This window comes from Limimaricola cinnabarinus (assembly GCF_002723615.1).
In the GTDB taxonomy this organism is placed as follows: Bacteria; Pseudomonadota; Alphaproteobacteria; order Rhodobacterales; family Rhodobacteraceae; genus Limimaricola; species Limimaricola cinnabarinus_B.
The window spans coordinates 134,542-159,789 of sequence record NZ_KZ304955.1 but is presented as its reverse complement, the minus strand read 5'-3'; the positions used below and the strand labels follow the sequence as shown (position 1 = coordinate 159,789).

Genomic DNA, 25,248 nt, shown 5'->3' with positions numbered 1-25,248 from the left:
GCGGCTGGCGCAATTTTCGGAAAATCGAGGGGCCCAAGTGCCCCGCGCGATTTTTTGCGCGCGGTGCCGGGAGAGGCCATCGCAGCGGCCCGGCTCACTCGGTTGCGAAATGATCGACCCGGCTTTGCAGGGTATAGCCGGATTCCACGAGCATGATCCCCATGAACACCAGCGCGGCCAGCGGCGGCAGCAGGATCGCGAGGCTCAGCGCCAGCCGCTCCCAGGCCATGTGCATGAACACGGCGAGGATCAGCCCGGCCTTGAGCCCCATGAAGACGAGGATCAGCGTCCAGCGCAGCGGCCCTTGCAGCTGCGCGTAATCCACCGCGTAGGAGGCGGCGCTGAGCACGAAGAGCAGGCCCCAGCACAGCAGATAGAGCCGGATCGGATGCGCCTGGCCGTGGTGTTCGGGGGCGGGGCTGTCGGTTTCGGGAAGGGTGGCATGCGTCATGTCGGCCTCACCACAAGTAGAAGAACGCAAAGATGAAGACCCAGACCAGGTCGACGAAGTGCCAGTAGAGCCCCATGATCTCCACCGCCTCGTAATCGCCCTTTTCCCGGCACAGCCAGCTGCGGCGGCCGCTGTCGAACTCTCCCTTTCGGACCTTGTTGCCGACGATCAGCAGGAAGATCACGCCGAAGCTGACATGGGTGCCGTGAAAGCCGGTGATCATGAAGAAGGTCGCGCCGAACTGCTCGGCGCCGAACGGGTTGCCCCAGGGGCGCACGCCCTCATGGATCAGCTTGCTCCATTCGAAGGCCTGCATGCCGACGAAGAGCGCGCCCATCGCGGCGGTGGCAAAGATCAGCGCGGCGGTGCGCCTGCGGTCGCGCGCATAGGCGAAGTTCACCGCCATCGCCATCGTGCCCGAGGAGGAGATCAGAACGAAGGTCATGATCGCGATCAGCGCCAGCGGCAAATCGGCGCCGCCGAGATGCAGCGAGAACACCTCGCTCGCATTGGGCCATTCGGCTTCGGTCGAGCTGCGCGCCGACATGTAGGAGATCAGGAAGATCGCGAAGACGAAGGTGTCGCTCAGCAGGAAGATCCACATCATCGCCTTGCCCCAGGAGGCGGTCTTGAAGCTTCTCTGGTCCGAGGCCCAGTCGGCGGCGAGGCCCCGAAGCCCGCCCGGTCGCATGGAGGAAACATCGGTCATGCGGGTCTCCTTCAGGTCAGGATCGCACGGCACAGCGCCGCGACATCGCTCGCCCAGCCGCTCAGAAGCGCCAGCATCGCCAGCCAGACGAGGAGCAGGAAATGCCAGTAGACGGCGCATAGCTCGAGCCCCGGCACCGCGCGCCTTGGCGGCGCGCCATGGCCGAGACGGCCCGCGACGCGCGCCAGCGCCACCAGACCGCCGAGGATGTGCAGCCCGTGCAGCCCCGAGATCAGGAAGAAGAAGCTGGCGCCGGGGTTGGCGGCGAGCCCCTGACCGGTTTCGGCCAGCCGCAGCCAGGCCAGGATCTGCGCCGCAAGGAACGCCAGCGTCGCCAGCGCGCCCGCGCCGAACGCCGCGCGCGAGGCCCGCGCATCGCCGCGCCGCGCGGCCATCAGCGCCGATTGCAGGCACAGGCTGGCCAGCGCGAGAAGCGCCGTGCCGAGCCAGACCACGCCGGGCATCCGCAGCGCGAACCAGTCCGCATAGCCCATCCGCATCACCACCGCGCTGCCCGCCAGGGCGAACAGCCCGCCGACCACCGCGAGAAACACGCCGAGCCCGACCCGCCCCGTGGGGCGCCCCCCCGGCGACGGGATGCGGGTGACCGCGCCGGTTTCCAGCCATGGCTTGTCGGCGAGACCCTGCCGCGACAGCCAGGCGAAGGCGATCACCGCCATCAGCGCCACGAAGCCCAGCACGATGCTCATGGCTCGTGCCTCCAGGCCGCCGCCGGGCCCGGATCGTCCTGCGCGATGTAGTCGCGCGGCGCGCCGGGCACCGAGTAGTCATAGGCCCAGCGATGGACCACCGGCAGCGCCTCGCCCCAGTTGCCATGGCGCGGCGGCATGTCGGGCGTCTGCCATTCGAGCGAGGCGGCGCGCCACGGGTTCAGGCCGGATCTGCGCCCGAAGCGCAGGCTCCAGGCGATGTTGAACAAAAACAGGAGCTGCGCCGCCCCGACGATCAGCGCGGCCACGGTGATGAAGGCGTTGAGCGTGGCGACGCTGTCGGGCACGAAGGCCGCCTCGATCTCGGGGTAGCGGCGCGGCACGCCGACGAGGCCGACGTAATGCATCGGAAAGAAGATCGCGTAGGCGCCGATGAAGGTGACCCAGAAATGCACGAGCCCCATCCCGTGCGACAGCATCCGCCCCGTGATCAGCGGGAACCAGTGATAGATCGCGCCATAGATCACCATGATCGGCGCGACCCCCATCACCATGTGAAAATGCGCCACCACGAACATCGTGTCCGACAAGGGCACGTCGACCACGACATTGCCCAGGAACAGCCCCGTCAGACCGCCATTGAGAAAGGTGACGATGAAGCCGAGCGAGAACAGCATCGGCAATGTCAGGTGGATGTCGCCGCGATGGAGCGTCAGCACCCAGTTATAGACCTTGATCGCGGTCGGCACCGCGATGATCAGCGTGGTGGTGGCGAAGAAGAAGCCGAAATAGGGATGCATCCCCGAGACATACATGTGATGCGCCCAGACGATGAAGGACAGCGCGCCGATGATCACGATGGCCCAGACCATCATCCGGTAGCCGAAGATGTTCTTGCGCGCATGCACCGCGATCAGGTCGGACACGATGCCGAAGGCGGGCAGGGCGACGATGTAGACCTCAGGATGGCCGAAGAACCAGAACAGGTGCTGAAACACGATCGGAGAGCCGCCGCCATAGCTCAGATGTTCGCCCATCTCCACCAGCGCGGGCATGAAGAACGACGTGCCGAGCAGCCGGTCGAACAGCATCATGACGGCGGCCACGAACAGCGCCGGAAAGGCCAGAAGCGCCATGACGGTGGCGGTGAAGATGCCCCAGATGGTGAGCGGCATGCGCATCAGCGTCATGCCGCGCGTGCGCGCCTGAAGCACGGTGACGGCGTAGTTCAGCCCGCCCATGGTGAAGCCGATGATGAACAGGATGAGCGAGACCAGCATCAGCACGATGCCCCATTGCGTCCCGCCCGGCGTGCCCGAGAGGATCGCCTGCGGCGGATAGAGCGTCCAGCCCGCGCCCGTCGGCCCGCCCGGCGCGAAGAAGCTCGCCGCGAGAACGACGACGGCCGCGAAATACATCCAGAAGCTCAGCATGTTGACGAAGGGAAACACCATGTCCCGCGCCCCCACCATCAGCGGGATCAGGTAATTGCCGAAACCGCCGAGGAAGATCGCGGTGAGCAGGTAGACCACCATGATCATGCCATGCATGGTGATGAACTGGTAATAGGCCTCGGCCGAGATGAAATGGAACACGCCCGGAAAGCCGAGCTGCATCCGGATCAGCCATGACAGCACCAGCGCCACGAGGCCGATCGCGATGGCGGTGCCGGAATATTGCAGGGCGATGTATTTCGCATCCTGCGAAAACACCCAGCGCGACCAGAAGCCATGCGCGTGCGGCGGCGGCAGGTCGGGTACCTCGGCGGGCGGGATGCCGCTGTCGGGGTCTTCGCTGGTGCTGCTCATGGATCGCCTCCCTCCTCCGCTGTTCCAGCCAGCCGGACGCCGCCCGCGGGCAGACCGGCGAAGGTGAGCTGTTCGCCGAGCCAGGCCTCGTAATCGGCGGGCGCGTCGATCAGCACATAGCCGCGCATCCAGCCATGCCCGGTGCCGCACAGCTCGGCGCAGAGCACCTCGAATTCGCCGGTGCGGGTCGGGGTGAACCAGAAATAGGTGACCATGCCCGGCACCATGTCCATCTTGGCGCGGAACTCGGGCACGTAGAAATCATGCAGCACGTCGACCGAGCGCAGGTTGACCTTCACCGGCTGGCCCAGCGGCAGGTGCAGATCGCCGCCCTCGATCACCACGTCATCGGCGGCGAAGCGGTCATGCGGGTTGAGCCCGAGCGGGTTGTCGGGGGAGATCTGCCGCACGTCGGAGCTTCCCAGACGGCCATCCTCGCCGGGCAGGCGGTAGCTCCAGGACCATTGCTGCGCGACCACCTCGATCTCGGTGGCGGCGTCGGGCACGGTGATGAACCGCTTCCAGACCACCAGCCCCGGCGCCAGCATCGCCGCGACCCCGAGCGCGGTCAGCGCCGTCAGCCAGATTTCGAGCCGCTTGCTCTCGGGCTCGTAATGGGCGACGCGGCCCGGCTTGTGCCGGTAGCGGAACACGCACCACGCCATGAACAGCACCACCGCCGCAAAGACCGTGCCGGTGATCCAGAAGGTGACGACGAGGGTGGTGTCGATATAGCCCCAGTTCGAGGCGATGGGCGTCCACCACCACGGGCTGACCAGGTGGAACATCACCGAAACCAGAACGATCAGAACCAGACTTGCCGCAACAATCATGGCGATGTCCCTTCCACGGAACCGCGCCGTTCGATATCGGCGGGACCGATGGCAACCTTACAGGTTGCAAGAACCATAGCCGAATTTTCGGAAATTTTCCATAAATCTGCGCGGCGAAGGCCCGCGGCCGCCGCGGCGCGCATCGGCGGGGGCGGGCCGGCCCAAATCCGCAAGCCCCGCCAGGGCCGCGGTTTCCGGCGCCCCCCGGCCGCACCTTCGGCGCCCCGCCTTGAGCCATCAGGCGGCGGCGCGCCGGCGGGTCACCGCGAGGGGGGCGCTGTCATTCGCAAGGGCGGCGGGACCTACTTGTGGTGCAGCCGGCTCTCCGAAAGGCGGTGCTCGATGGCATCGAGGCGCTTGAGAACCTCGTCGCGGTAATCCTCGGTGGCCGCGTTGGATTCCTGCGAATGGGCGTCCTGCATGCTGTTCACGATGAGGCCGACCACGAGGTTCACGACCGCGAAGGTGGTCACGAGGATGAAGGGCACGAAGAACATCCAGGCATAGGGATAGACCTCCATGACCGGGCGGACGATGCCCATCGACCAGCTCTCCAGCGTCATGATCTGGAACAGCGAATAGGCGGAATGGGGGATGGTCTCGAACCATTCGGGGAAGGCATGTCCGAAGAGCTTCGTGGCCATGACCGCCGAGATGTAGAAGATCAGCGCCATCAGCAGGAAGACGGAGGCCATCCCCGGCAGCGCCGAGACGAAACCGTCGACGACCCGGCGCAGCGTCGGGGCGACCGAGATGATCCTGAGAAGCCGCAGGATCCGCAGGGCCCGCAGCACCGAAAGCCCCTGGGTGACCGGCACGAGAGCGATGCCGACGATGGTGAAGTCGAAGACGTTCCAGCCCGAGCGGAAGAAGGAGGGGCCGCGCGCGAAGATCTTCAGCGCGATCTCGACCACGAAGATCGACAGGCAGAGGATGTCGAGAAAGACGATCAGCCGCCCCGCCACCGCCATCGCGGCCTCCGAGGTTTCGAGCCCGAGGATCACGGCGTTGAACAGCACGACGCCGGTGATGAAATTCCGCGTGGCCGAGCGATCCAGCGTCTCGGCGATGTTCTGTCGGATCGACATGCCAACTCCATTCGAGAATTGGCTCCTCTATGCAAACCGGCGCGGCGGGGGCAAGCCACATAAGAGCGGCGGCGGGCCTGCTGCGACATCCCGTCATGCCGGGCCGGGGCCGGGCCGGGGGAGCGGGGGGAGCGGGCGGCCCACGCCCCGGCGCGGGCCGATCCATCGCAGCCCGACGCTCGGGGGCCTTTGCGGCGCGCTGCCGGGGCCTCGCCGCGCATGGGCTCAGCTTCGGGAGAGGCGCTTCAGCAGGTCGCGCAGCTTGCCTGCATCCTGCCGGCCGAGCCTTTGTTCGAGCGCGCTTTCGTAGTCCTGCGCCGCACGGCACAGGTGGCGGAAGGCCTCCTGGCCGGGCGGGCGCAGCGAGAGGCGCTCGCTGCGGCGGTCCTCGGAGTTCGTGACCCGCGAGAGAAACCGCTTTTCCTCCAGCGCGCGGACCGCGCGCGACACCTTGGTCTTGTGGATCGAAGCCCGCTCGGAGATCTCCTTGGCGCTCATCTCGCCGTGACGGCCAAGATGGAACAGCACCCGCCATTCGGTGCGCAGCATGCCGTAGCGGTTCCGGTAGTTCCTTGAGAACACGTCGCTCTGCGCGTCGGCCGCCTGGGCGAGCAGATAGGGTGTGAAGCTGGAAATCTCGAACAGATCAGCGTCTTCACGCGGTGATGCAGATTTTTCGACCATATCGAAAACCCTCCTTGTTAGTTACAAAAGCAACTAACAACATGTCATTCATTGGTCGAGGGAGGACGCCGCCGATGAATGAGCCGAACAAGATCTCGGGCCTGACGCGAGCCGCCGGCATCAGCGCCCTGCACGAGGGCTACATGCCCGGCTTTGGCAATGATTTCGAAACCGAAGCCCTGCCCGGGGCGCTGCCCGAGGGGATGAACTCGCCGCAGCGCTGCGCCTACGGGCTATATGGCGAGCAGCTCTCGGGCACCGCCTTCACCGCGCCGAGCCATCAGAACGAACGGACCTGGTGCTACCGCATCCGCCCTTCGGTGAAGCACACCGGGCGCTTTTCGAAGATCGACGTTCCGTATTGGCATTCCGCGCCCAATGTCGATCCCGAGGTGATCAGCCTCGGCCAGTACCGCTGGGACCCGGTGCCGCATTCGGACCAGAGCCTCACCTGGCTGACCGGGATGCGCACCATGACCACCGCGGGCGACGTCTACACCCAGACCGGCATGGCGAGCCATGTCTACCTGGTGACCGCCTCGATGCGGGACGAGTATTTCTATTCCGCCGACAGCGAGCTTCTGGTGGTGCCGCAGGAGGGGCGGCTGCGGTTTTGCACCGAGCTCGGGGTGATCGATCTCGAGCCCAAGGAGATCGCCATCCTGCCGCGCGGCCTCGTCTACCGGGTCGAGCTGCTCGACGGGCCGGCGCGCGGCTTCGTCTGCGAGAATTACGGCCAGAAGTTCCACCTGCCCGCGCGCGGCCCGATCGGCGCCAACTGCATGGCCAACCGGCGCGATTTCAAGACGCCCGTCGCCGCCTTCGAGGACCGCGACGCCAAGAGCCGGGTGGTGATCAAGTGGCAGGGCCAGTTCCACGAGACCTCGATCGATCATTCGCCGCTCGACGTGGTGGCCTGGCACGGCAACTACGCGCCGGTGAAATACGACCTGACCACCTATTGCCCGATCGGCGCGGTGCTGTTCGATCACCCCGATCCGTCGATCTTCACCGTGCTGACCGCGCCTTCGGGGGTGGAGGGCACGGCGAACATCGACTTCGTGCTGTTCCGCGAACGCTGGATGGTGGCCGAGAACACCTTCCGCCCGCCATGGTACCACAAGAACGTCATGTCCGAGCTGATGGGCAACATCTATGGCGAATACGACGCCAAGCCGCAGGGCTTCGCGCCCGGCGGCATGAGCCTGCACAACATGATGCTGCCGCATGGCCCCGACAACGAGGCCTTCGAGAAGGCCAGCTTCGGCGAGCTGCGGCCGGGCAAGCTCGACGACACGATGAGCTTCATGTTCGAGACCCGCTTCCCGCAGCACCTGACGCGCTTTGCCGCGAGGGAGGCGCCGCTGCAGGACGATTACATCGATTGCTGGGACAGCCTGAAGAAGCGCTTCGACGGCACGCCGGAGGGCAACTGGGACTGACGGTCGCGCGAAAAAACAGGGGGGGCGCGCCCCCCGACGCCGCCGCGCGGCGCGTGTCGCGCATGTTTCGAAAAGAGAGAAAGGGGGCCGAGGCCCCGGAAGGACGAGAATGAGCCTGATGACGAGCTGGGTTGCAGGGGCCGATGAGCCGGGCTGCGACTTTCCGCTGAACAACCTGCCCTACGGGGTCTTCGACGATGGTCGCGGGCCGCGCATGGGCGTGGCCATCGGAGATTTCGTGCTGGATGTGGGCGCGGTGGATCACGGGCTGGAGCCTGCCCTCTTTGCCGCGCCCTCGTGGAACGCGGTGATGGCGGCGGGGCCGGAGGTCTGGGCGGCGCTGCGCGCGCGGCTGACCGAGCTGCTGGGCCAGGCGGAGCACCGCGCCGCCGTCGCGCCGCATCTCGTGCCGCTGGAGGGCGTGAGGCTGCTGATGCCCTTCGCGGTCAGCGAATTCACCGATTTCTATGCCTCGAAGAACCACGCCTTCAATGTCGGCACCATGTTCCGCGGCCCCGAGAACGCGCTGCCGCCGAACTGGCTGTCGATCCCGATCGGCTACAATGGCCGGGCCTCGTCGGTGGTGGTCTCGGGGACCGAAGTGACCCGCCCCTGGGGCCAGCTCAAGGGGCCGCAGGACGAGATGCCGCGCTTTGCGCCCTGCGCGCGCTTCGATCTCGAGCTGGAGATGGGCGCGATCGTCGGCACGCCCTCGCAGGGCATGGTCTCGGTGGCGCAGGCGGATGAGATGATCTTCGGCTACGTGCTGCTCAACGACTGGTCGGCGCGCGACATCCAGGCCTGGGAATACCAGCCGCTCGGCCCGTTCCAGGCCAAGGCCACCGCCACCAGCATCAGCCCCTGGATCGTCACCGCCGCGGCGCTGGCCCCGTTCCGCGCCCCCACGCCGAAGCGCGAGCGCGAGCTGCTGCCCTATCTGCGCGAGCCCGGCCCGATGCTCTATGACATCGATCTGGAGGTGGCGCTGGCCCCGGAGGGCGGCGAGGAAAGCGTGATCGCGCGCACCAACTACGCCGAGATGTATTATTCGGCGGCGCAGCAACTGTGCCACCACACCACCAGCGGCTGCGCCATGCGCACCGGCGACCTGCTGGGCTCGGGGACGATCTCGGGCAGCACGCCGGGCAGCCGCGGCTCGCTGCTCGAAATGAGCTGGGGCGGCAAGGAGCCGCTCGAACTGCCCGGCGGCGCGACCCGCAGCTTTCTCGAGGATGGCGACACGCTGACCTTGCGCGGCGCGGCGCAGGGCGATGGCTACCGCATCGGTTTCGGCGCCTGCACGGGCAAGGTCCTGCCCGCCGTGCCGCAGCCCGACTGGACCAAGGATTGAAGGAGACCCGCATGGCCAAGGCATTCGCGTCGCAAGGCGACATGGAAGAAAAGAAGACCAGCTTCACCGAGGTGGGCGAGGGGCTTTACGCCTTCACCGCCGAGGGCGACCCCAACACCGGCGTCATCATCGGCGACGACAGCGTGATGATCGTCGAGGCGCAGGCCACGCCGCGGCTGGCGCGCAAGGTGATCGACTGCGTGCGCTCGGTCACCGACAAGCCGATCAGCCACCTGGTGCTGACCCATTACCACGCGGTGCGCGTGCTCGGCGCCTCGGCCTATGGCGCGCGCGAGATCATCATGTCGGACGCCGCCGCCGCCATGGTCGAGGAGCGCGGGCAGGAGGACTGGGACAGCGAGTTCGGCCGCTTTCCGCGGCTTTTCCAGGGCCATGAGGAAATCCCCGGCCTGACCCGCCCCACCACGACCTTCAGCGATCGCATGACCGTCTATCTCGGCAAGCGCCGGGTCGACATCATGCATCTCGGCCGCGCCCACACCGCGGGCGATGCGGTGATCTGGGTGCCCGATCAGGAGGTGATGTTCACCGGCGACATCGTCGAGTTTCATTCGGCCTGCTACTGCGGCGACGGTCATTTCGCCGACTGGCCCGAGACGCTGGCCAATATCGCATCCTTTGCGCCCCGCGCCATCGCGCCGGGCCGCGGCGATGCGCTGGTCGGCGAGGCGCAGGTGAACGAGGCGCTGGAGAACACCGCCGATTTCGTGCGCTCGACCTACAAGCCCGCGGCCCGCGTCGTGGCCCGCGGCGGCTCGCTCAAGGAGGCCTGGGATGCGGTGCGCGCCGCCTGCGACCCGAAATTCTCCGATTACGCGATCTACGAGCATTGCCTGCCCTTCAACGTGGCGCGCGCCTATGACGAGGCCCGCGGCATCGACACGCCGCGCGTCTGGACCGCCGAGCGCGACCAGCAGATGTGGGCCGCCCTGCAGGGGTGAACGCCGCTTCGGGCGCCGCTTCGGTCGGCGCCTTCGCGGCGGAGATGACAGCAGACGACCCGCATGCGGTTCGGTGGAGGAGCCGGACCGCATGCAGGAGGGAGAAGAGACCATGCCCGCATACAGCTATACACCGCAGCCCTTCCTGCGCCCGCCGGAGCTTGACGGCGGCTCCACCGGCGCGCCGGTGGCGATCGTCGGCGCCGGACCCATCGGGCTGGCCATGGCGATCGACCTCGCGCTGCACGGCATCCGCTCGGTGGTGCTCGACGACAACAACGTCGTGTCGGTCGGCAGCCGCGCGATCTGCTGGGCCAAGCGCACGCTCGAGATCTTCGACCGGCTCGGCATCGGCGAGCGCATGCTCAAGAAGGGCGTGACATGGAAGGTCGGGCGGCTGTTTCACGGCGACGAGGAGGTCTACAGCTTCGATTTGCTGCCCGAGGAGGGCCACAAATACCCGGCCTTCGTCAATCTCCAGCAGTATTACGTGGAGGAGTACCTGCTCGACCGCGCGCGCCAGTTTCCCGACCTGATCGACCTGCGCTTCCTGTCGAAGGTGGTGGGCCACGACGCCCGCGCCGACGGCGTGACGCTGCGGGTCGAGACGCCCCAGGGCGGCTACGCGCTGGAGGCGCAATGGCTGCTGGCCTGCGACGGCGCGAAATCGGCGACCCGCGAGCGCATGGGGCTGACCTTCACCGGCCAGACCTTCGAGGAGCAGTTCCTCATCGCCGATATCGAGATGGAGCAGAGCCCCTTCGCGCAGGACACCGCGGAGCGCTGGTTCTGGTTCGATCCGAGCTTTCATCCGGGCAAGTCGGCGCTGCTGCACATGCAGCCCGACAATATCTACCGCATCGACCTGCAGCTCGATCCCGGCGCGGATGCCAAGGCCGAGGCGAGCGAGGACAGGGTCGTGCCGCGCATCAGGGCGATCGTCGGCGAGCGGCCCTTCCGGCTCGACTGGCTGTCGGTCTACAAGTTCCGCTGCATCAAGCTCGACCGCTTCGTGCATGGCCGGGTGGTCTTTGTCGGCGACAGCGCCCATGTGGTCAGCCCCTTCGGCGCGCGCGGCGGAAATGGCGGCATACAGGACGTGGACAATCTCGGCTGGAAGCTCGCGGCCGTGCTGACGGGCGAGGCCGAGGAGGCGCTGATCGAGAGCTACGACGAGGAGCGCGGCCACGGCTCGGCCGAGAACATCCGCAATTCCGCGCGCTCGACCAACTTCATGACCCCGAAGACGCCGATCGAGGCGCTCTTTCGCCACGAGACGCTGCGCATGGCCCACGACCAGCCCTTCGCGCGGCGGCTGATCAATTCCGGCCGCCTGTCGCAGCCCTGCTCGCTGGAGGGGCTGTCGCTGCAGACGCCGGGCGAGGGGCGGGTCAGGCCCGGCGAGCCGATGATCGACGCGCCGGTGGGCGAGGGCTGGCTGCTGCCGCGGCTTCAGGGCGCGTTCACGCTCGTAGGGTTCGGCGGGATCGACCTGCCCGATGCGGGCCTGCGCCGGATCGGCATCTGCCGGCCCGGCCAGGGCCACGAGACCGGCCGGGACTACGAGATCCACGAGGACCGCGAGGGCCACGCGCTGCGGCGCTACGGCACGGGGCTGGCCTATCTGGTCCGCCCCGACGGGCACGCGGCGGCGGTGTTTCACGGCGAGGTGCCGGCCGGCGCAGTGAAGGCGGCGCTGGCCCGCGCCATGGGCCAAAGGGAGATGGCGTGATGCGCGAGATCTACGACATGGGGCTCGGGGCCCGCGGGGACGAGGCCTACGAGGCGCTCATGGCGGCGCATGAGGGGCTGAGCGAGGCGCAGAGCCACGCGCTCAACGCGCGGCTCGTGCTGCTGCTGGCGAACCGTCTCGGCGAGGTCGACGCGTTGAAGAAGATCTTCGAGACGGCCCGCTCCTATGCCTGAGGCCGTGCTCTACGATTACTGGCGCTCGACCGCGAGCTGGCGGCTGCGCATCGCGCTCAACCTCGCGGGGATCGACTGGCAAAGCCGCCCCGTCGACCTGCTCGCCGGCGACCAGCGCGGCGCGGAACACCTGGCGCGCAACCCGCAAGGGCTGGTGCCGGTGCTCGAGATCGACGGCCTGCTGCTGACCCAGAGCCTCGCCATTCTCGACTATCTCGAAGAGACCGGCCGGCTGTCGCTGCGCCCCAAGGCGCCGGCGCAGGCGGCGCGGATGCGGGCCATCGCGCAGGCCGTCGCCTGCGACCTGCACCCGGTCTGCAACCTGCGCGTCGCGGCGCGCGCCGTCCAGCTGACCGGCCGCGAGGAGGATCGCGGCGACTGGATGCGCCATTTCATCCGCCCCGGCCTGGAGGCGGTCGAGGCGCTGCTCGACGACACCGGGCCCTATTGCATGGGCGCCGCGCTCACCCAGGCCGATCTCTGCCTCGTGCCGCAGCTTTACAACGCGGCGCGCTGGGGCGTGGACACCGGCGACCTGCCGCGCATCGGCCGGGTGGCGCGGGCCTGCGCGCAGCTCGACGCTTTCCACCGGGCCGGGGCGATGCAGCCCGCGGCCAGCTGAACGTTTACCGGACCCGGGCGGAGGAGCCCGCGTCCTCGCAAAGGGAGGATCCCACCATGACGATCAAGAAGACGGGTCTTGCGACCCTCGCAGTGCTGGCGCTGACCGGCGTGGCCCCGGCCCAGGCCCAGGAGGTGGAGCTGGCGCTGTCCAGCTGGCTGCCGCCGCGCCATCCGATCGTGGTCAATGCGATCAAGCCCTGGGCCGAGCAGGTCGAGGAGGTGACCGAGGGGCGCGTGTCGGTGCGGGTTCTGGGCAAGCCCCTGGGCAGCCCGCCCGCGCATTTCGACATGGCCCGCGACGGCGTGGCCGACATCACCTACGGGCTGCACAGCTTTACCCAGGACGACCGGTTCGCCGGCTCGCAGCTGGGCCAGTTCTCGTTCATCGGCGATGACGCGGTCGCGGCCTCCAAGGCCTTCTGGACCGTCTACACCGAGGATCTGAACGCGCGCGAGGACCACGCCGGCACCCATCTGCTGGGCCTCTTCGTGCATGGGCCGGGCCTGCTGCACAACAACCAGCGCGAGATCGAGACGCCCGCCGATCTCGAAGGGCTCAAGATCCGCGTGCCCGGCGGCTATATCGCGGAGCTGACCGAGGATCTCGGCGCGACGCCGCTCTTCATGTCCTCTCCCGAGGTCTATGAGAAGCTCTCGCGGGGGGTGATCGACGGCGTGGCCTTCACCTACGAGGCGCTGACCGCGTTCAAGCTCACCAACGACATCGAATACTCGATGACCGTGCCCGGCGGGCTCTACAACACAAGCTGGTTTCTGGTCATGGACGAGGACAAGTGGGAGGAGATCTCGCCCGAGGACCAGCAGGCGATCGACGCGATCTCCGGCGCCGCCTTCGCCGAGCTGGTGGGCCAGGCGTGGAACGATGCCGACGACGCCGCCAAGGAAGAGATCGACGCCGCCGGGATCGCGCTGTCCGCCGCCCCCGCGCCGGTGCTCGAGGCGGTCAGATCCGCCGCGGCGCAGCATGAAGAGGCCTGGGCGGAGAGCCTGCCCGAGGGCCAGGACGGCGCCGCGGCGCTCGCGCGGCTGCGCGAGATGACCGGCGTCGACATCCCGGCGGCGCAATGATCGCCAGACGGCTCGAAACGATCCTCCTGGGGCTGGCAGCGACATTGCTGCTGGCCCTGATGGCGGTGACCGGGATCGACGTGGTGGGGCGCTACCTTCTCAACGCGCCGCTCTCGGGCGCTTTCGAGATGACCGAGCTTCTGCTCGGCGCGCTGGTCTTCGTGGCGCTGCCGCTGGTCAGCCGCGCGGGCGCGCATGTCGAGGTCGACCTGCTGGCCCATGCCCTGCCTTCGGGCCTGCAAAGGGCGACCGGCCTCTTCGCCGCGGCGGTTTCGGCGCTGGTGCTGTGCTGGTTCGCCTGGACCCTCTTCGGGCTGATGATCAACCAGTGGCACGAGGGCGCCCGCTCGGTGTCGCTGGGCGTGCCGCTGGCCCCCTTCGCCGCGCTGGGGGCCCTGGCCTGCCTGGCCTCGGCGCTTTTCGGACTGCTGCGGGAATTTCTCCATGACTGAATCGCTGATCGCCATCGCGCTGCTGCTGGCGCTGGTCTTCGCCCGCGTGCCGATCGCCTTCGCCATGGCGCTGGTCGGCGGGGCGGGCTTTGCCTGGCTGCGCGGCTGGGACCCGGCCGGGGCGATGATCGGCGCCGCGGTCTTCGAGACCGGTCTGAGCTATTCGCTCTCGGTGGTGCCGCTCTTCATCTTCATGGGCAACGTGCTGGCCGGATCGGGCATCGCGCAGGGGCTCTTTGCCGGCGCCGACCGGCTGTTCGGGCGGATGCGCGGCGGGCTGGCGCTGGCGGCGGTGCTCTCCTGCGGCGGCTTCTCGGCGGTCTCGGGCTCGTCGCTCGCCACCGCCGCCACCATGAGCCGCGTCGCCATGCCGCCCATGCGCCGCTTCGGTTACGCCGACAGCCTCGCCGCCGGATCGATCGCGGCGGGCGGCACGCTGGGCATCCTCATCCCGCCTTCGGTGATCATGATCATCTACGGTCTGCTGACCGAAAGCGACATCGGCAAGCTCTTCATCGCGGGGCTGCTGCCCGGCGCCATCGGCATCGTCTTCTATCTCATCGCGGTGATGGTGGCGGTGCGGATCGACCCGTCGCTCGCGCCCGAGACCGGCACCTCCCAGCCGATGACCCGCCGCGACAAGATCGGCGTGACCGGCACGCTGGGTCTGTTTTTGTTCATCATGGTCGGCATCTATGGCGGCTTCTTCACCCCGATCGAGGCCGCGGGCATGGGCGCCATCGCCGCGCTCGGCCTGGCGCTCGCGATGCGGGCGCTCGGCTGGAAGAGCTTCGTGTCGGCCTGCCGCGAGACGGTGCTCGCCTCGGCGATGATCTTCGCGATCATCATCGGCGCCGAGATCTTCTCGGCCTTCGTCAATTTCGCGGGCCTGCCCGACGCGCTGGTCGACCTGATCTATGACGCCGAAGTGAACCCCTGGACGGTGATCTGGATCATGGTGGGCATCTACCTGCTGATGGGCTGCATCTTCGAAAGCCTGTCGATGATCCTGCTGACCGTGCCGGTCTTCTACCCGATCGTCGCGCAGCTCGATTTCGGCGCCGGCCCGCTGGCCGACCCTGAGAACCTGCTGATCTGGTTCGCCGTGGTCGTCGTGGTGGTCACCGAGGTCAGCCTGATCACCCCGCCGGTGGGGATGAACGTCTTCGTGCTGCGCTCGGTGGTGCCCGACATCGCTCTGGCGACGATCTTCAAGGGCATCTTCCCGTTCTGGCTCGCCGATCTGGTAAGGCTGGCCTTGCTGGTGCTGGTGCCGGGGATCTCGCTGTGGCTGCTGTGAGGCCAGGAAGAGACGGGGATGCCATGAGCGGCGGCGCGACCGCCGCCGCCGGGATGGGGCTCGGGCCGACCAGCCGGTCGCTGCCCATCGCGCTCATCCGCGCGCGCGAGACGCTGCTGCGCGAGCTGCGCCCGATGCTGGCCGAGGCCGGGGTCAGCGAGCCGCAATGGCGCATCCTGCGCGTGCTGATCGAACGCGGCCCCTGCTCGGTGCAGGCGCTGGCCGAGGCCGCCTGCCTGCAGCCGGCCTCGGTCTCGCGCATCCTGCAATCGATGGTCGAGCGCGGCCTGGTCGAACGGGTGCAGGACCGCGCGAACCGCCGCCGCCAGGTGGTCACGGTGACGGGGGCGGGCCGGGCCCTGGTGGCGCGTTTCGCCCCGGTCTCCCGGCAGGTCACCCAAGGCTTCGCCGAGCGCTTCGGCCCCGAACGCTACCAGCAGCTGACCACGCTGCTCGAAGCCTTCATTTCGGTCGGCGGCAGGGCTTCGGGGCGCTAGCGGGCAACCCGGCTCCTGCCGCGGCGCGGATCTCCCCCCGTGGCGGGCATTTCGGTGCAGGCCTGCCGCCTTGCCGCGCCGAAACCTCGGGCTTGCAAGCGATGAAGGACTGACACACCCTTCAGGCCGAAGCTGTTTGATCGACAGCCACACTGCCTGCCGGGATGGGCGCGCGCCTGAAGAAGGCGCGGTGCATCGAACGGGGAGGGAGCGCGAGCGACCGGGGAGGGGTTTCGTGCTCGGAAAGTGGGAGGAGGAGTGATGAATGGACCTGCCGCCGGCAGCCAATCGATAGAGGCATTCCGCAGCGTGCTGCATCAGCATTGCGGACGGTTTGACGCCCTGGCGCATGATGGCCGGGTCCGGGGCAATTTCAGACGGCTTTCCCTGGGAGACATCGCGGCCGTGCATGTCTCTTACGACGTGCGCCGCATCGTGCGCGATGCCTCGGACATCCGAAAGGATCCGGGGCGCTACTTCTACCTGATCATCCAGCGCGCCGGTCGCTCGGCAATGAACCAGGCCGGCCGGGAAAGCGTCCTGCGGCCGGGGGATGCCGTCTTGATCGACGCGGAGCTGCCATCGATCTTCGTGCCGCTCGATGGCATGTGTGAGCAGATGTCCCTGCATCTTCCCCATTCGGAAGCGCGGGCCCGCTTCCGAAGCGATCTCACCGGCGGTCTCCATTTTGCCCGGGAAGAACCCCTCAGCGCCGCCTTGCAGTCCGTTCTGGAGCGGTTGGTGCTCGATGGCAGCGAGGCCTCGCAACTGGTGCAGGAAGGCTTCATGACCCTGTTCGGCGCGCAGCTCGCCGATCGGCGGACAGGCAGGCTGACCTCCAGCCTGGTTCAGCGCGCGCTTGCTGTCATTGCCCGGGGCCATCGACAGGCCGGTTTCGGCGCAGGGGATGTCTCGGAGGCGCTCGGTGTCACGCCGCGCAGGCTGCAGCGGGCCTTTGCGCCACTGGGGCGCACCGTGGCGCGCGAAATAGCGGATGCGCGTCTTGCCACGGCGCGGGGCCTTCTGCTGTCAGGCAGCTCCGTGACGGAGGCCGCATTCGACGCAGGCTATACCGACCTTGCCCATTTCCATCGCGCCTATGCCAAACGCTATGGCGAAAGCCCCGGCCGCAGCCGTGACGCTTTAGGCAAGTCGGCCTGACGCTTCGCGCAAGGACGGCCGGCCTTCCTCTCCGCTAGGCTTCCTTCACGCGGCTTCCGCAGCCGCCAAGGGAGGAATACATGAACGAGATGAACTTCACCGTGGGCGGGGCGCCCGTGGACGTGGCCGACAGGTTCACCGTGATCAACCCTTCGACCGGCGACGCGGCCGGCACCGCGCCGAACGCCGGCCTCGAAGAGCTCGATCGCGCGGTGGCGGCGGCGGCGGCGGCGTTTCCCGAATGGGCCGCCAAGAGCGATGCAGAGCGTCAGGAGGCGTGCAGAGCCGTCACGGCCAAGCTGCAGGAAAACGCGGAAGAGCTGGCCCGCCTCATCACGCTTGAGCAGGGCAAGCCCCTCAATGGCCTCGGCTCCCGTTGGGAAATGGGCGGCGCGGCGGCCTGGGCAGGCTATACCGCCGAATTGTCGCTGCCGGAGAAGGTGCTGCAGGACAACGACGAGGGCCGCGTCACGCTTCGCCGCAAACCGCTCGGCGTGGTGGGCTCCATCACGCCGTGGAATTTTCCGGTCATGATCGCGGTCTGGCACATCCTGCCGGCCCTGAGGACCGGGAACACGGTCGTGATCAAGCCCTCTCCACTGACGCCGCTCGCGACGCTGCGGGCGGTCGAGATCATGAATGAAGTGCTGCCGAAAGGGGTGGTGACCTGCATCACCTCCGATGACCGCAAGGCCAATATCGGCGCGGCAATGGCGGCGCATCCGAAGATCCGCAAGATCGTCTTCACGGGCTCCTGCGGCACCGGCCAGAAGATCATGGCCACCGCCTCTGACACGATGAAGCGCCTGACGCTCGAGATGGGCGGCAACGATGCGGGCATCGTGCTTCCGGATGTCGATCCCGAAGCGATCGCCGAAGGCCTGTTCTGGGGCGCCTTCATCAATAACGGCCAGACCTGCGCCGCGATGAAGCGCCTCTATGTCCACGCGGATGTGCATGATGCGGTCTGCGAGGCGCTGGTGGCGTTCGCCAGCAACATCCCCGTCGGCGATGGGCTCGACGAGACCTCCATCCTCGGACCCGTGCAGAACGAGGCGCAGTTCGACAAGCTGTCGACCCTCGTGTCGCGCGCTGCCGCCAAGGGCAAGGTGCTGTTGGGCGGCAAGCCCGGCGAGGGGCTGTTCTTCCCGCCGACGCTGATCGCCGGTCTCGATAACGGCGATGCCCTGGTCGATGAGGAGCAGTTCGGCCCGGCGCTGGCGATCATTCGATGCGAAAGCGTCGAGGAGATGCTCGAGAAGGCCAATGCCTCGCCCTACGGGCTGGGCGGCTCTGTCTGGAGCAGCGACATTTCGGCTGCGCGCGAACTGGCGGCCCGGATGGACTGCGGCTCGGTCTGGATCAACAAGCATGGTGCCATTCAGCCCAACGCGCCCTTTGGCGGCGTCAAGAGCTCCGGGCTGGGCGTCGAGTTCGGCGAAGAGGGCCTCGCCGAGTACACGGACATCCAGGTGATCTTCAGCTGAGGATCCGGCGGCCCGCTGCCAACGGGCCGCCAAGCAACTTTCGGGAGAAAACCATGAAGCGAACCACTATGACGGGCCGGGTTTCCGGCCTGGCGCTGGCCTGTGCAGCCGCCTTTCCCGCCGCGCTTGCCGCGCACCCCCTGGACGGCCTGACTGCCGAGGAAATGATCGAGGTGACCCGCATCCTAAGCGAGGCCGGTCACACCGGGCCCGACAGCCGCTACCCGCTGATCGAGCTTCGCGAGCCCGAGAAACAGGTGGTGCTCGACTGGCAGGAAGGCGACCCCGAGCCGCGGGCGGCGGTCGTCAATGTCGTCACCAAGGAGGGCGTCCACAAGGGCATCGTCGATATCGCCGAGGGCGAGGTGACCAGCTGGGAGACGATGGATGGCGAGCCGATGCTGCTTGTCGAAGAGTTCATCGGGGCCATGGATCTGGTGCTGTCTCACCCGGAATTCCTCGCCGGGCTGGAGAAGCGGGGCCTGACCGCTGACGAAATGTTCTGCCTGCCGCTGACCGCCGGCGCCTTCGGCGACGAAAGCGAAGACGGGCGCCGCCTGATGAAGGTGCCCTGCTACGTGCTGGGCGGCAGCTCGAACTTCTATGCCAAGCCGGTCGAAGGTCTCTATGCCACCGTCGATCTGCGGATGAACGAGGTCGTCGAAGTCCTCGATACGGGCGTGCTGCCGCTTCCCGAGGATGGCTGGGGCTATACCGAGGAGGAAATCTCCGAGCGCTCCGACATGGAACTGCGCCCCGAGACCGCGCCGGTGGTGATGCGCCAGGAGGGAGGGCCGAACTACACGGTCGAGGACGGCCGCATCGACTGGGACATCTGGTCCTTCCGCTGGCGGGTCGACAAGCGGCCGGGCGTCGTGCTGTCGAACATTCAGGCGGATGTCGGCGAGGGGCCGCGCGAAATTCTCTATCAGGCCCATCTTTCCGAAGTCTTCGTGCCCTACATGGACCCCTCCGAGGGCTGGTATTGGCGCACCTACATGGATAGCGGCGAATACGGCTTCGGCATCTTCATGACCCCGCTGCGTGCCGGCGTCGACTGCCCGGCCAACGCCACCTTCCTGCCGGCGCTGGTGCATGCCGATGACGGGTCGCCGATGGAGATCCCCGATGCGGTCTGCATCTTCGAGCGCGACATCGGTGACCCGGCCTGGCGGCATTTCGAGATCTTTGCCCAGACCGAAGACGAGGCGGTGCCGACCGAAGGGCGCGGAGCGACCGAACTCGTGGTGCGCTCGGCCTCCGAGGTGGGCAATTACGACTACCTGATCGACTACCGCTTCGACCAGGCGGGCCGGATGAAGGTCATGGTCGGCTCGACCGGCCTGGATGCGGTCAAGGGCGTTGCCGCGCGGGACATGATGGCCGAGACGGCCGAGGAGGAGACCAGATACGGCACCCTCATCGCGCCGAACCTGGTGGCGCCGAACCACGATCATTTCTTCAACTTCCGGCTCGATTTCGACATCGATGGCCAGGCAAACAGCTTCATGCGGACGGCAATCGTCGCGGCCGAGGCGCCATCGGATGTGCCGCGCCGCTCGCTTTGGGTGACAAGGCAGGAGATGCCGCAGACCGAAGGCGAGGCCCGCTACAAGATCAACCCGCAGACCCCGGCCATGTACCATGTGGGCAACATGGGGGTGACCAGCGGCCTCGGTCATCACCCGTCCTACATGATCGCGCCCGGAGACAGCGTCGCCTACAGCCCGCTCGACACCGCCAATGATCCGCCGGCCATGCGCAACCCCTATATCGACTACACGATGCATGTGACGCCATATGACCGTGATGAGCGCTATGCGGGCGGAGAGTTCGCGTTCCAGAGCGACGGGACCGACACGATCGCCGCGTGGATGGAGCAGGATGACAGCATCGCCAACACCGATATCGTGACCTGGTACACGATGGGTTTCCACCACATCCCGCGCATGGAGGACTGGCCGGTGATGCCGCTGATGTGGAAGGGGATCACGCTCGCGCCCTTCAACTTCTTCGACCACAATCCGGCAATCACGCTGCGCGCGCCCGGCAAGCAGCCCTGATACGTCCGATCCGGGCGCATCGAACAGGGAGGGGATCGCCGCGGCGGTCCCTTTTCAGTTGAGGATGTGAAATCCGTGAAGCTGGCGGGAAGGCCGAGGTGGGGCGGTGCCTCCCCGAACTGGCCCCCGCTTCGACCGGACGCCCGGGCATAGGCCCGAGCAGGTGCTCGCGCGCGGCTACGAGATCATCACCGAAGACGGCCTCGACCGCCGGTCTGCGCCCGCGAAGTCATCGCAGCTCGAACCGCAACCGCCCGAGTGCCGGGCGAAACGGGGCAGGGGCAGATCCCGATGCCCGCCACGGCGCGGTGCCTTCGCCTCAAGCGGCCCGCATGCCGAAGATGGCCCGGCCCGGATCTGCGGCATAGCGGTCGCGGTGGCGTAGGGCATCATCGGGAAGGGCCGCCAGGGCGTTCAGCACGGCGTCAATCTCGGCCTCCTCCATCATCGGCGACAGGTTGAAGCGGACGAAACCGGGCTTGGCCAGCTCCTCGCCCGACAGGATCCGCGCGCGCAAGGCCTCGGAGGCGGCGGCGTCGATGCCCAGAAGCCGGTGGACGTAGGGGCCGGCACAGGCGCAGCCACCGCGCGCCTGCACGCCGTACTGGTCCGACAGCAGCCGGGTGGCGAGCTGCTGGTGCAGCATCGTGCCATCGGAGGCGGTGAAGCGCAGCGCGAAGATCGGCAGGCGCGGTCTCGCAGGGTCGCCGAGAAGCTCGACCCCGGGCGCGGCCCGCAGCGCATCGAGCCCCCGGCGGGCCAGCGCGGCCTCGGTGGCGAGCAGGCCCATGCGCTCCATCGCAGCCTTGACCCCGAAGGCCAGCGCCGCGCGGATATCGCCGAGCAGATCCGGCGTTCCCGCCTCCTCGCGGGCCGCCAGATCGGGCAGGTAGTCATGCGCATCGGGGCTGACGAAGCGTACCGTGCCGCCGCCGGGCTGGCTCGGGCGGTCGGGGATGCAGGCCGCGCGGCGGACCACCAGAACGCCCGAAGCGCCGGGCCCGCCGGCGAATTTGTGCGGTGAGAGCACCATGGCGTCGGCATCGGCCCCGTCATGCCGCATGGAGAGCGGCAGGTAGGGCGCGGCGCAGGCCATGTCCCAGACCATCAAGCCGCCGCCATGCTTGACGATGCGGGTGACGCGCGCGGTGTCGGTGATCGCGCCGGTGACGTTCGAGGCGCCGGAGATCGCGGCGATTGAGAGCGCTCCGGCGCGGCGCGCCCTGGCAAGCGCCGCCTCCAGCGCGTCGAGGCAGGGGCCATGCGGGCCTTCGGGAAGCTCGGTCACATCCGCGCCGCTCTCGCGCCAGGGCAGGATGTTGGAATGATGCTCCCACGGGCCGATCAATACATGGATCGGCCGGCCGGACGCGCGGGCCTGCGGCACGCCGAGCAACGCGACCAGCCTATTGATCCCCGCCGTCGCGCCATTGCCGCAGAAGATCACCGCGTGATCCGCATCAACGCCGCATCCTCGGGCCACGCGCGCCCGAGCGGCGCGGCGCAGCCGGGTCATCAGCGCGCCGCAATGCGAGGCCTCGGTGTGGCTGTTGGCGTAAAAGGGCAGGACCTCTTCGTGCAGCAGGGTCTCGACCTGCCGCAGCGCCCGGCCCGAAGCGGTATCGTCGGCATAGATCAGCGGTCTTGGCCCGGACGGCCCCTCGATCCGCGCCCCCCGGCCGAACTGGCCTGCGCGCAGCGCAGCGGGTCCGGCTTCGACCAGCGCGGTCTCGAAACGGTCGAAGATGTCGGTCACGGTGGTCCTCCTGCATTATCCTTGCAGATCATCCCTGCCCAAAGCAGATCGATCGACCGCGAAGTGATCTGGATTCAGGCCTTCGGTTGGGTCAGAATGCGCGAATATGGCCATTACGACCGATCAGATTGACCGCAAGCTCCTTGAGCTTCTGCAACGCGAAGGCGGGCTGTCGCAGCGCGAGCTGGCGGCCCGGGTGGGATTGTCGCAGAACGCATGCTGGCGGCGGCTCAGGCGGCTGGAGGAAACCGGCGCGCTCAGGGGGCGGCGGGCCGACATCGACCCGGCGAAGCTGGGGCTGGGGCTGACGGTCTTCGTGATGATCCGCACCCGGCACCATGCCTCGGACTGGGCCCGCGCGTTCCGCGGCCATGTGGAGGCGCTGCCGGAGGTGGTCGATTTTCACCGGATCGGCGGCCATTGGGACTACATGATCAAGGCGGTCTGCCCGGACATGGCAGGCTATGACCGTTTCTACCAGGCGCTGATCAGGGATTTCGACATCGAGGCCGTGACCGGGCATTTCGCCATGGAGGCCATTCTCGAAAACCGCCCGCTCGCGATCCGGTCGGTGCTGCGCTGAGCTGAGCGGTGTCAGCCGTCCTTGCGGCAGGTGGCGGGCCGGGCGGCGGGGTGATCCGCCTGTCGGACCAGCAACATGCCGAGAACGACCACGGCGCCGCCAAGCGCGAGCGACGGGCCAGGGCGCTCGCCGAAGACGAGCCAGCCCGCCGCGGTCGCCAAGAGGATCGACAGGTAGCCCAAGGGGGCGAGCCGGCTGGCCTCGCCAAGGCCATAGGCCCGCAAGAAGCAGTATTGCCCCGCTTGCGCGAGAAGGCCGATGCCGAGCAGGGGCAGGATATCGCCATGGCCTACCGGCGCCCAGTCCAACGCGGCGAGCGGCGCGCTGAGCAGCGCCAGGCCCAGGGTGTAGAACAGCATCATCACCACGAAGCTCTCGCCCCGCAGGGCGCGGGTCTGGATCGCGGCCATCGCGCCGAACAGGACCGATGCCGCCGCCGCGGCTATGCCGGCGGGCGGCAGCGCCCCCGCCGTGCCGTCGGGCGCGATCATCAGCAGCACGCCGGCCAGCGCCACCGCCGCACCGGCCCAATGCCTGCGCCGCACGGTTTCGCCAAGCAGCAGCGCCGCCAGGCCCATCGCCACCAGCGGCCGGGTGAAGGAGATGCCCGTGACGACCGGCAGCGGCAGAAGCGTGAGGGCGGTGAAGTTCATCCCCAGAGCCACGGCATTGCAGGAGACCCGCCCCACATTGCGCCACGGGGCCCGCATCCGCGCAAAATCCCCGCGGTGACGCCAGACCAAGGGCGCGATCAGCACCAGGCCGATCAGGGCCCGCAGGAACACCATCTGCGCCACCGGCCGCGACTGGCCCTCGATCTTGACCAGCACGGTCACGCCGGTGACCAGGGTCATGTCGAGCAAGAGCCAGCCTGCGGCGGCCGTCGCTGGGGCGAGGGGCCGCACCGGTGTCAGGCGGGCTGGACGAGGTTGGCCAGAAGTCGGAAGGCGCCCGGCACCATGCGGTCGAGCTGGTGGTGGAGCACGAGCGCGCAATGGGTATGGCGGCCCTGGCCGAGCTGCGCGGACACCAAGGCGCCGTCGAGCGGAGCTTCGCCCGGATCCGACATCTCGAGGAGCGCCTCATAGGCCGGATCGCGCCGCGCGGCGAAATAGAGCCCGCGCTCCTTGTCCCAGCCGGCCCAGTCGCGCGGCCCGATCCGGTTCGGCCCGGCCAGCAGCGGGTGTTCGGGTTGCAGGACCGTCACTGCCGCGGTCTCGTCGGTGGTGCGCCAGCGCAGCGAGGGCGTGCCGATCTCGAGCGGCAGCGGCGGCGTGTCCTCGGCCTGCCAGCCCTGATCCGGGCGCTGGTAGAGGGTCACGAGGTGGCCGCCTTCGCGCACGAAGCGGTGCAGCGCGGGCGTGGCGGCGGCCAGATCGGCGCGCGCGCCGAACGCCACGATGCCGATCAGCACGGTGGTGAAGCCCGACAGGTCCGTCTGCGGCTCGATCCGGTCCAGCGATACGGTCTCGACGCCCATTCGCCTGAGCCAGCGATCGACGGTGTCGCCGCCGCCGCCGAGATAGGCGACGCGCGCGCCTTCGGGCAGGGCAAGGTCGAGCGACAGGACCCGGATCTCGGCCGGGGCGTGGTGCAGGAAGGGGCCGGTCTGCGGATGATCATAGGCGCTGCGCTTCAGCGCCGGTCGGCCATCGAGGCGCGGTCGCAGCACGGTGAGGCCCTCGGCCAGCCCGGCGGGGGGCGTGATGCGGGCCTCGCCCGGCGAAAGATCGGCGCTCCAGCCCTCGGGCGGGTCGAGCTCGACGCGGCCCTCGGGGGTGCCGAGGTCGATCCGCAGGGGCTCGGGCGCATGGCCGCGGCGGAGCAGCACGGCCTCGGGCGCGATCTCCAGCACCTCGCGCGGGCCGATGTCGAGCGGGTGCGACAGGTCGGCGGCCAGCCGCACCGGGCGGCCGGCGATGGAGCCTGTCAGCCGCAGCGCGCCCGGCCCGTTGCCGCCGAGCGCCGCCCAGCCGGGGCGGAAGGCGGCCGGGAAGGGCGCTTCGGGCGCGGCGGAGACGGTGATCCGGGCGGTGTCGCCGGGGACGAGATCGACCGGCGCGGCGGTGAGACCTTCGGGCAGCCCGGCCCGAGCGGCGAGGCGCAGCGGCGTGTCGGCCAGCGGCGCGGCGAGGCGGATGGCGATATCGGCGGTGCCGCCGGGGGAGAGCAGCGCGGGCTCGGGGCGGGCGTCGATTTCGAGCCCCGCCGCTTCGAACAGCGCCGCCGAAAGCTCCTGCCGCTTGCGGTCGAGCCGGTGGCCATGGGCGGCGCGGAAACCGGGATCGGCGGCCTCCTGCGCGGCGGCGAT

23 protein-coding genes and 1 pseudogene are annotated in these 25,248 nt (G+C 68.3%); 14 read left to right on the top strand and 10 right to left on the bottom strand.

The genetic code is table 11. The features are described from left to right. Positions 1-94: 94 nt before the first annotated feature. The 7 genes from CJ301_RS07760 to CJ301_RS07730 form a co-directional block, all read right to left on the bottom strand. Positions 95-451 carry a cytochrome C oxidase subunit IV family protein gene (locus CJ301_RS07760; protein ID WP_099275998.1) on the bottom strand — a complete coding sequence of 119 codons (357 nt, stop codon included), beginning with the start codon at positions 449-451 and terminating at the stop codon, positions 95-97. Between the two features lie 7 nt (positions 452-458). Next, positions 459-1,160 carry a heme-copper oxidase subunit III family protein gene (locus tag CJ301_RS07755; protein WP_099275996.1) on the bottom strand — a complete coding sequence of 234 codons (702 nt, stop codon included), beginning with the start codon at positions 1,158-1,160 and terminating at the stop codon, positions 459-461. A gap of 11 nt (positions 1,161-1,171) precedes the next feature. Further along, on the bottom strand, positions 1,172-1,870 hold the full coding sequence (locus CJ301_RS07750) for a cytochrome c oxidase subunit 3 (RefSeq protein ID WP_099275994.1): 699 nt from the start codon (positions 1,868-1,870) through the stop codon (positions 1,172-1,174). Further along, entirely contained in the window at positions 1,867-3,639 is a 1,773-nt protein-coding gene (locus tag CJ301_RS07745) for a cbb3-type cytochrome c oxidase subunit I (RefSeq protein ID WP_099275992.1), read from the bottom strand. Before CJ301_RS07745 ends, CJ301_RS07750 begins: the two co-directional genes overlap by 4 nt. Continuing rightward, positions 3,636-4,472, bottom strand: a complete 837-nt coding sequence (locus tag CJ301_RS07740) for a cytochrome c oxidase subunit II (RefSeq protein WP_099275990.1) — start codon at positions 4,470-4,472, stop codon at positions 3,636-3,638. Before CJ301_RS07740 ends, CJ301_RS07745 begins: the two co-directional genes overlap by 4 nt. Before the next feature lie 302 nt (positions 4,473-4,774). Further along, a complete protein-coding gene (locus tag CJ301_RS07735) occupies positions 4,775-5,560 on the bottom strand; it encodes an ion transporter (protein ID WP_099275988.1) in 786 nt (261 codons plus the stop codon). Positions 5,561-5,785: 225 nt separating this feature from the next. After that, the gene (locus CJ301_RS07730; protein ID WP_099275986.1) at positions 5,786-6,244 is read right to left on the bottom strand and encodes a MarR family winged helix-turn-helix transcriptional regulator; all 459 of its coding nucleotides are present in this window, start codon (positions 6,242-6,244) and stop codon (positions 5,786-5,788) included. 74 nt (positions 6,245-6,318) lie between these two features. On the opposite strand from CJ301_RS07730, the gene hmgA reads away from it, so the two are divergent. The 13 genes from hmgA (at position 6,319) to CJ301_RS07665 (ending at position 20,598) form a co-directional block, all read left to right on the top strand. After that, positions 6,319-7,686, top strand: a complete 1,368-nt coding sequence (gene hmgA / locus CJ301_RS07725) for a homogentisate 1,2-dioxygenase (protein WP_099275984.1) — start codon at positions 6,319-6,321, stop codon at positions 7,684-7,686. Positions 7,687-7,795: 109 nt separating this feature from the next. Then, on the top strand, positions 7,796-9,037 hold the full coding sequence (gene fahA, locus CJ301_RS07720) for a fumarylacetoacetase (protein ID WP_099275982.1): 1,242 nt from the start codon (positions 7,796-7,798) through the stop codon (positions 9,035-9,037). Positions 9,038-9,048: 11 nt separating this feature from the next. Further along, positions 9,049-9,999, top strand: a complete 951-nt coding sequence (locus CJ301_RS07715; RefSeq protein WP_099275980.1) for an MBL fold metallo-hydrolase — start codon at positions 9,049-9,051, stop codon at positions 9,997-9,999. A 112-nt stretch (positions 10,000-10,111) separates the two neighbouring features. Further along, complete coding sequence (locus CJ301_RS07710) at positions 10,112-11,731, top strand: FAD-dependent oxidoreductase (protein ID WP_099276084.1); 1,620 nt, start codon at positions 10,112-10,114, stop codon at positions 11,729-11,731. Further along, positions 11,731-11,925 carry a DUF2783 domain-containing protein gene (locus CJ301_RS07705; RefSeq protein ID WP_216823260.1) on the top strand — a complete coding sequence of 65 codons (195 nt, stop codon included), beginning with the start codon at positions 11,731-11,733 and terminating at the stop codon, positions 11,923-11,925. Before CJ301_RS07710 ends, CJ301_RS07705 begins: the two co-directional genes overlap by 1 nt. Beyond that, positions 11,918-12,547 carry a maleylacetoacetate isomerase gene (maiA, locus tag CJ301_RS07700; protein ID WP_099275978.1) on the top strand — a complete coding sequence of 210 codons (630 nt, stop codon included), beginning with the start codon at positions 11,918-11,920 and terminating at the stop codon, positions 12,545-12,547. Before CJ301_RS07705 ends, maiA begins: the two co-directional genes overlap by 8 nt. Positions 12,548-12,603: 56 nt before the next feature. Further along, positions 12,604-13,638 carry a TRAP transporter substrate-binding protein gene (locus CJ301_RS07695; RefSeq protein WP_099275976.1) on the top strand — a complete coding sequence of 345 codons (1,035 nt, stop codon included), beginning with the start codon at positions 12,604-12,606 and terminating at the stop codon, positions 13,636-13,638. After that, positions 13,635-14,090: a TRAP transporter small permease gene (locus CJ301_RS07690; protein ID WP_099275974.1), complete on the top strand. Its 456-nt coding sequence runs from the start codon at positions 13,635-13,637 to the stop codon at positions 14,088-14,090. The genes CJ301_RS07695 and CJ301_RS07690 overlap by 4 nt, the downstream gene beginning before the upstream one ends. Continuing rightward, positions 14,083-15,390 (top strand): TRAP transporter large permease, encoded by a 1,308-nt coding sequence (locus CJ301_RS07685; RefSeq protein ID WP_099275972.1) that lies wholly within the window; start codon positions 14,083-14,085, stop codon positions 15,388-15,390. Before CJ301_RS07690 ends, CJ301_RS07685 begins: the two co-directional genes overlap by 8 nt. 23 nt (positions 15,391-15,413) lie before the next feature. Next, positions 15,414-15,887 carry a MarR family transcriptional regulator gene (locus CJ301_RS07680; RefSeq protein ID WP_099275969.1) on the top strand — a complete coding sequence of 158 codons (474 nt, stop codon included), beginning with the start codon at positions 15,414-15,416 and terminating at the stop codon, positions 15,885-15,887. Positions 15,888-16,148: 261 nt separating this feature from the next. After that, positions 16,149-17,048, top strand: coding sequence for a helix-turn-helix domain-containing protein (locus CJ301_RS07675; protein WP_099275967.1), 900 nt, complete (start codon positions 16,149-16,151; stop codon positions 17,046-17,048). Between the two features lie 80 nt (positions 17,049-17,128). Beyond that, positions 17,129-18,535: an aldehyde dehydrogenase family protein gene (locus tag CJ301_RS07670; RefSeq protein WP_099275965.1), complete on the top strand. Its 1,407-nt coding sequence runs from the start codon at positions 17,129-17,131 to the stop codon at positions 18,533-18,535. 53 nt (positions 18,536-18,588) lie between these two features. Next, the gene (locus tag CJ301_RS07665) at positions 18,589-20,598 is read left to right on the top strand and encodes a tyramine oxidase (RefSeq protein WP_216823259.1); all 2,010 of its coding nucleotides are present in this window, start codon (positions 18,589-18,591) and stop codon (positions 20,596-20,598) included. Positions 20,599-20,917: 319 nt separating this feature from the next. Here CJ301_RS07665 and CJ301_RS07660 read toward each other — a convergent pair whose 3' ends face one another. After that, entirely contained in the window at positions 20,918-22,354 is a 1,437-nt protein-coding gene (locus CJ301_RS07660; protein WP_099275961.1) for an aminotransferase class V-fold PLP-dependent enzyme, read from the bottom strand. A gap of 106 nt (positions 22,355-22,460) precedes the next feature. Here CJ301_RS07660 and CJ301_RS07655 point away from each other — a divergent pair, with 106 nt between their 5' ends. Next, a complete protein-coding gene (locus CJ301_RS07655; protein WP_099275959.1) occupies positions 22,461-22,937 on the top strand; it encodes an Lrp/AsnC family transcriptional regulator in 477 nt (158 codons plus the stop codon). A gap of 11 nt (positions 22,938-22,948) precedes the next feature. Here the strand turns inward: CJ301_RS07655 and CJ301_RS07650 are convergent, their stop codons facing one another. Together CJ301_RS07650 and CJ301_RS07645 are read right to left on the bottom strand one after the other, a co-directional pair. Continuing rightward, positions 22,949-23,842, bottom strand: coding sequence for a DMT family transporter (locus CJ301_RS07650; protein WP_282025735.1), 894 nt, complete (start codon positions 23,840-23,842; stop codon positions 22,949-22,951). 5 nt (positions 23,843-23,847) lie between these two features. Next, positions 23,848-25,248 (bottom strand): annotated as a pseudogene (locus tag CJ301_RS07645) (PIG-L family deacetylase); the annotation flags it as partial.

What these genes read in the sequence shown, in the direction of transcription:
- CJ301_RS07655 (WP_099275959.1), top strand. Translation starts at nt 22,461, where the DNA reads ATGGCCATTACGACCGATCAGATTGACCGCAAGCTCCTTGAGCTTCTG.
- CJ301_RS07750 (WP_099275994.1), bottom strand. Translation starts at nt 1,870, where the DNA reads ATGAGCATCGTGCTGGGCTTCGTGGCGCTGATGGCGGTGATCGCCTTC.
- CJ301_RS07695 (WP_099275976.1), top strand. Translation starts at nt 12,604, where the DNA reads ATGACGATCAAGAAGACGGGTCTTGCGACCCTCGCAGTGCTGGCGCTG.
- CJ301_RS07675 (WP_099275967.1), top strand. Translation starts at nt 16,149, where the DNA reads ATGAATGGACCTGCCGCCGGCAGCCAATCGATAGAGGCATTCCGCAGC.
- CJ301_RS07730 (WP_099275986.1), bottom strand. Translation starts at nt 6,244, where the DNA reads ATGGTCGAAAAATCTGCATCACCGCGTGAAGACGCTGATCTGTTCGAG.
- CJ301_RS07760 (WP_099275998.1), bottom strand. Translation starts at nt 451, where the DNA reads ATGACGCATGCCACCCTTCCCGAAACCGACAGCCCCGCCCCCGAACAC.
- CJ301_RS07745 (WP_099275992.1), bottom strand. Translation starts at nt 3,639, where the DNA reads ATGAGCAGCACCAGCGAAGACCCCGACAGCGGCATCCCGCCCGCCGAG.
- CJ301_RS07755 (WP_099275996.1), bottom strand. Translation starts at nt 1,160, where the DNA reads ATGACCGATGTTTCCTCCATGCGACCGGGCGGGCTTCGGGGCCTCGCC.
- CJ301_RS07710 (WP_099276084.1), top strand. Translation starts at nt 10,112, where the DNA reads ATGCCCGCATACAGCTATACACCGCAGCCCTTCCTGCGCCCGCCGGAG.
- fahA (WP_099275982.1), top strand. Translation starts at nt 7,796, where the DNA reads ATGAGCCTGATGACGAGCTGGGTTGCAGGGGCCGATGAGCCGGGCTGC.
- CJ301_RS07665 (WP_216823259.1), top strand. Translation starts at nt 18,589, where the DNA reads ATGAAGCGAACCACTATGACGGGCCGGGTTTCCGGCCTGGCGCTGGCC.
- maiA (WP_099275978.1), top strand. Translation starts at nt 11,918, where the DNA reads ATGCCTGAGGCCGTGCTCTACGATTACTGGCGCTCGACCGCGAGCTGG.
- CJ301_RS07690 (WP_099275974.1), top strand. Translation starts at nt 13,635, where the DNA reads ATGATCGCCAGACGGCTCGAAACGATCCTCCTGGGGCTGGCAGCGACA.
- CJ301_RS07685 (WP_099275972.1), top strand. Translation starts at nt 14,083, where the DNA reads ATGACTGAATCGCTGATCGCCATCGCGCTGCTGCTGGCGCTGGTCTTC.
- CJ301_RS07735 (WP_099275988.1), bottom strand. Translation starts at nt 5,560, where the DNA reads ATGTCGATCCGACAGAACATCGCCGAGACGCTGGATCGCTCGGCCACG.
- CJ301_RS07715 (WP_099275980.1), top strand. Translation starts at nt 9,049, where the DNA reads ATGGCCAAGGCATTCGCGTCGCAAGGCGACATGGAAGAAAAGAAGACC.
- hmgA (WP_099275984.1), top strand. Translation starts at nt 6,319, where the DNA reads ATGAATGAGCCGAACAAGATCTCGGGCCTGACGCGAGCCGCCGGCATC.
- CJ301_RS07705 (WP_216823260.1), top strand. Translation starts at nt 11,731, where the DNA reads ATGCGCGAGATCTACGACATGGGGCTCGGGGCCCGCGGGGACGAGGCC.
- CJ301_RS07680 (WP_099275969.1), top strand. Translation starts at nt 15,414, where the DNA reads ATGAGCGGCGGCGCGACCGCCGCCGCCGGGATGGGGCTCGGGCCGACC.
- CJ301_RS07740 (WP_099275990.1), bottom strand. Translation starts at nt 4,472, where the DNA reads ATGATTGTTGCGGCAAGTCTGGTTCTGATCGTTCTGGTTTCGGTGATG.
- CJ301_RS07670 (WP_099275965.1), top strand. Translation starts at nt 17,129, where the DNA reads ATGAACGAGATGAACTTCACCGTGGGCGGGGCGCCCGTGGACGTGGCC.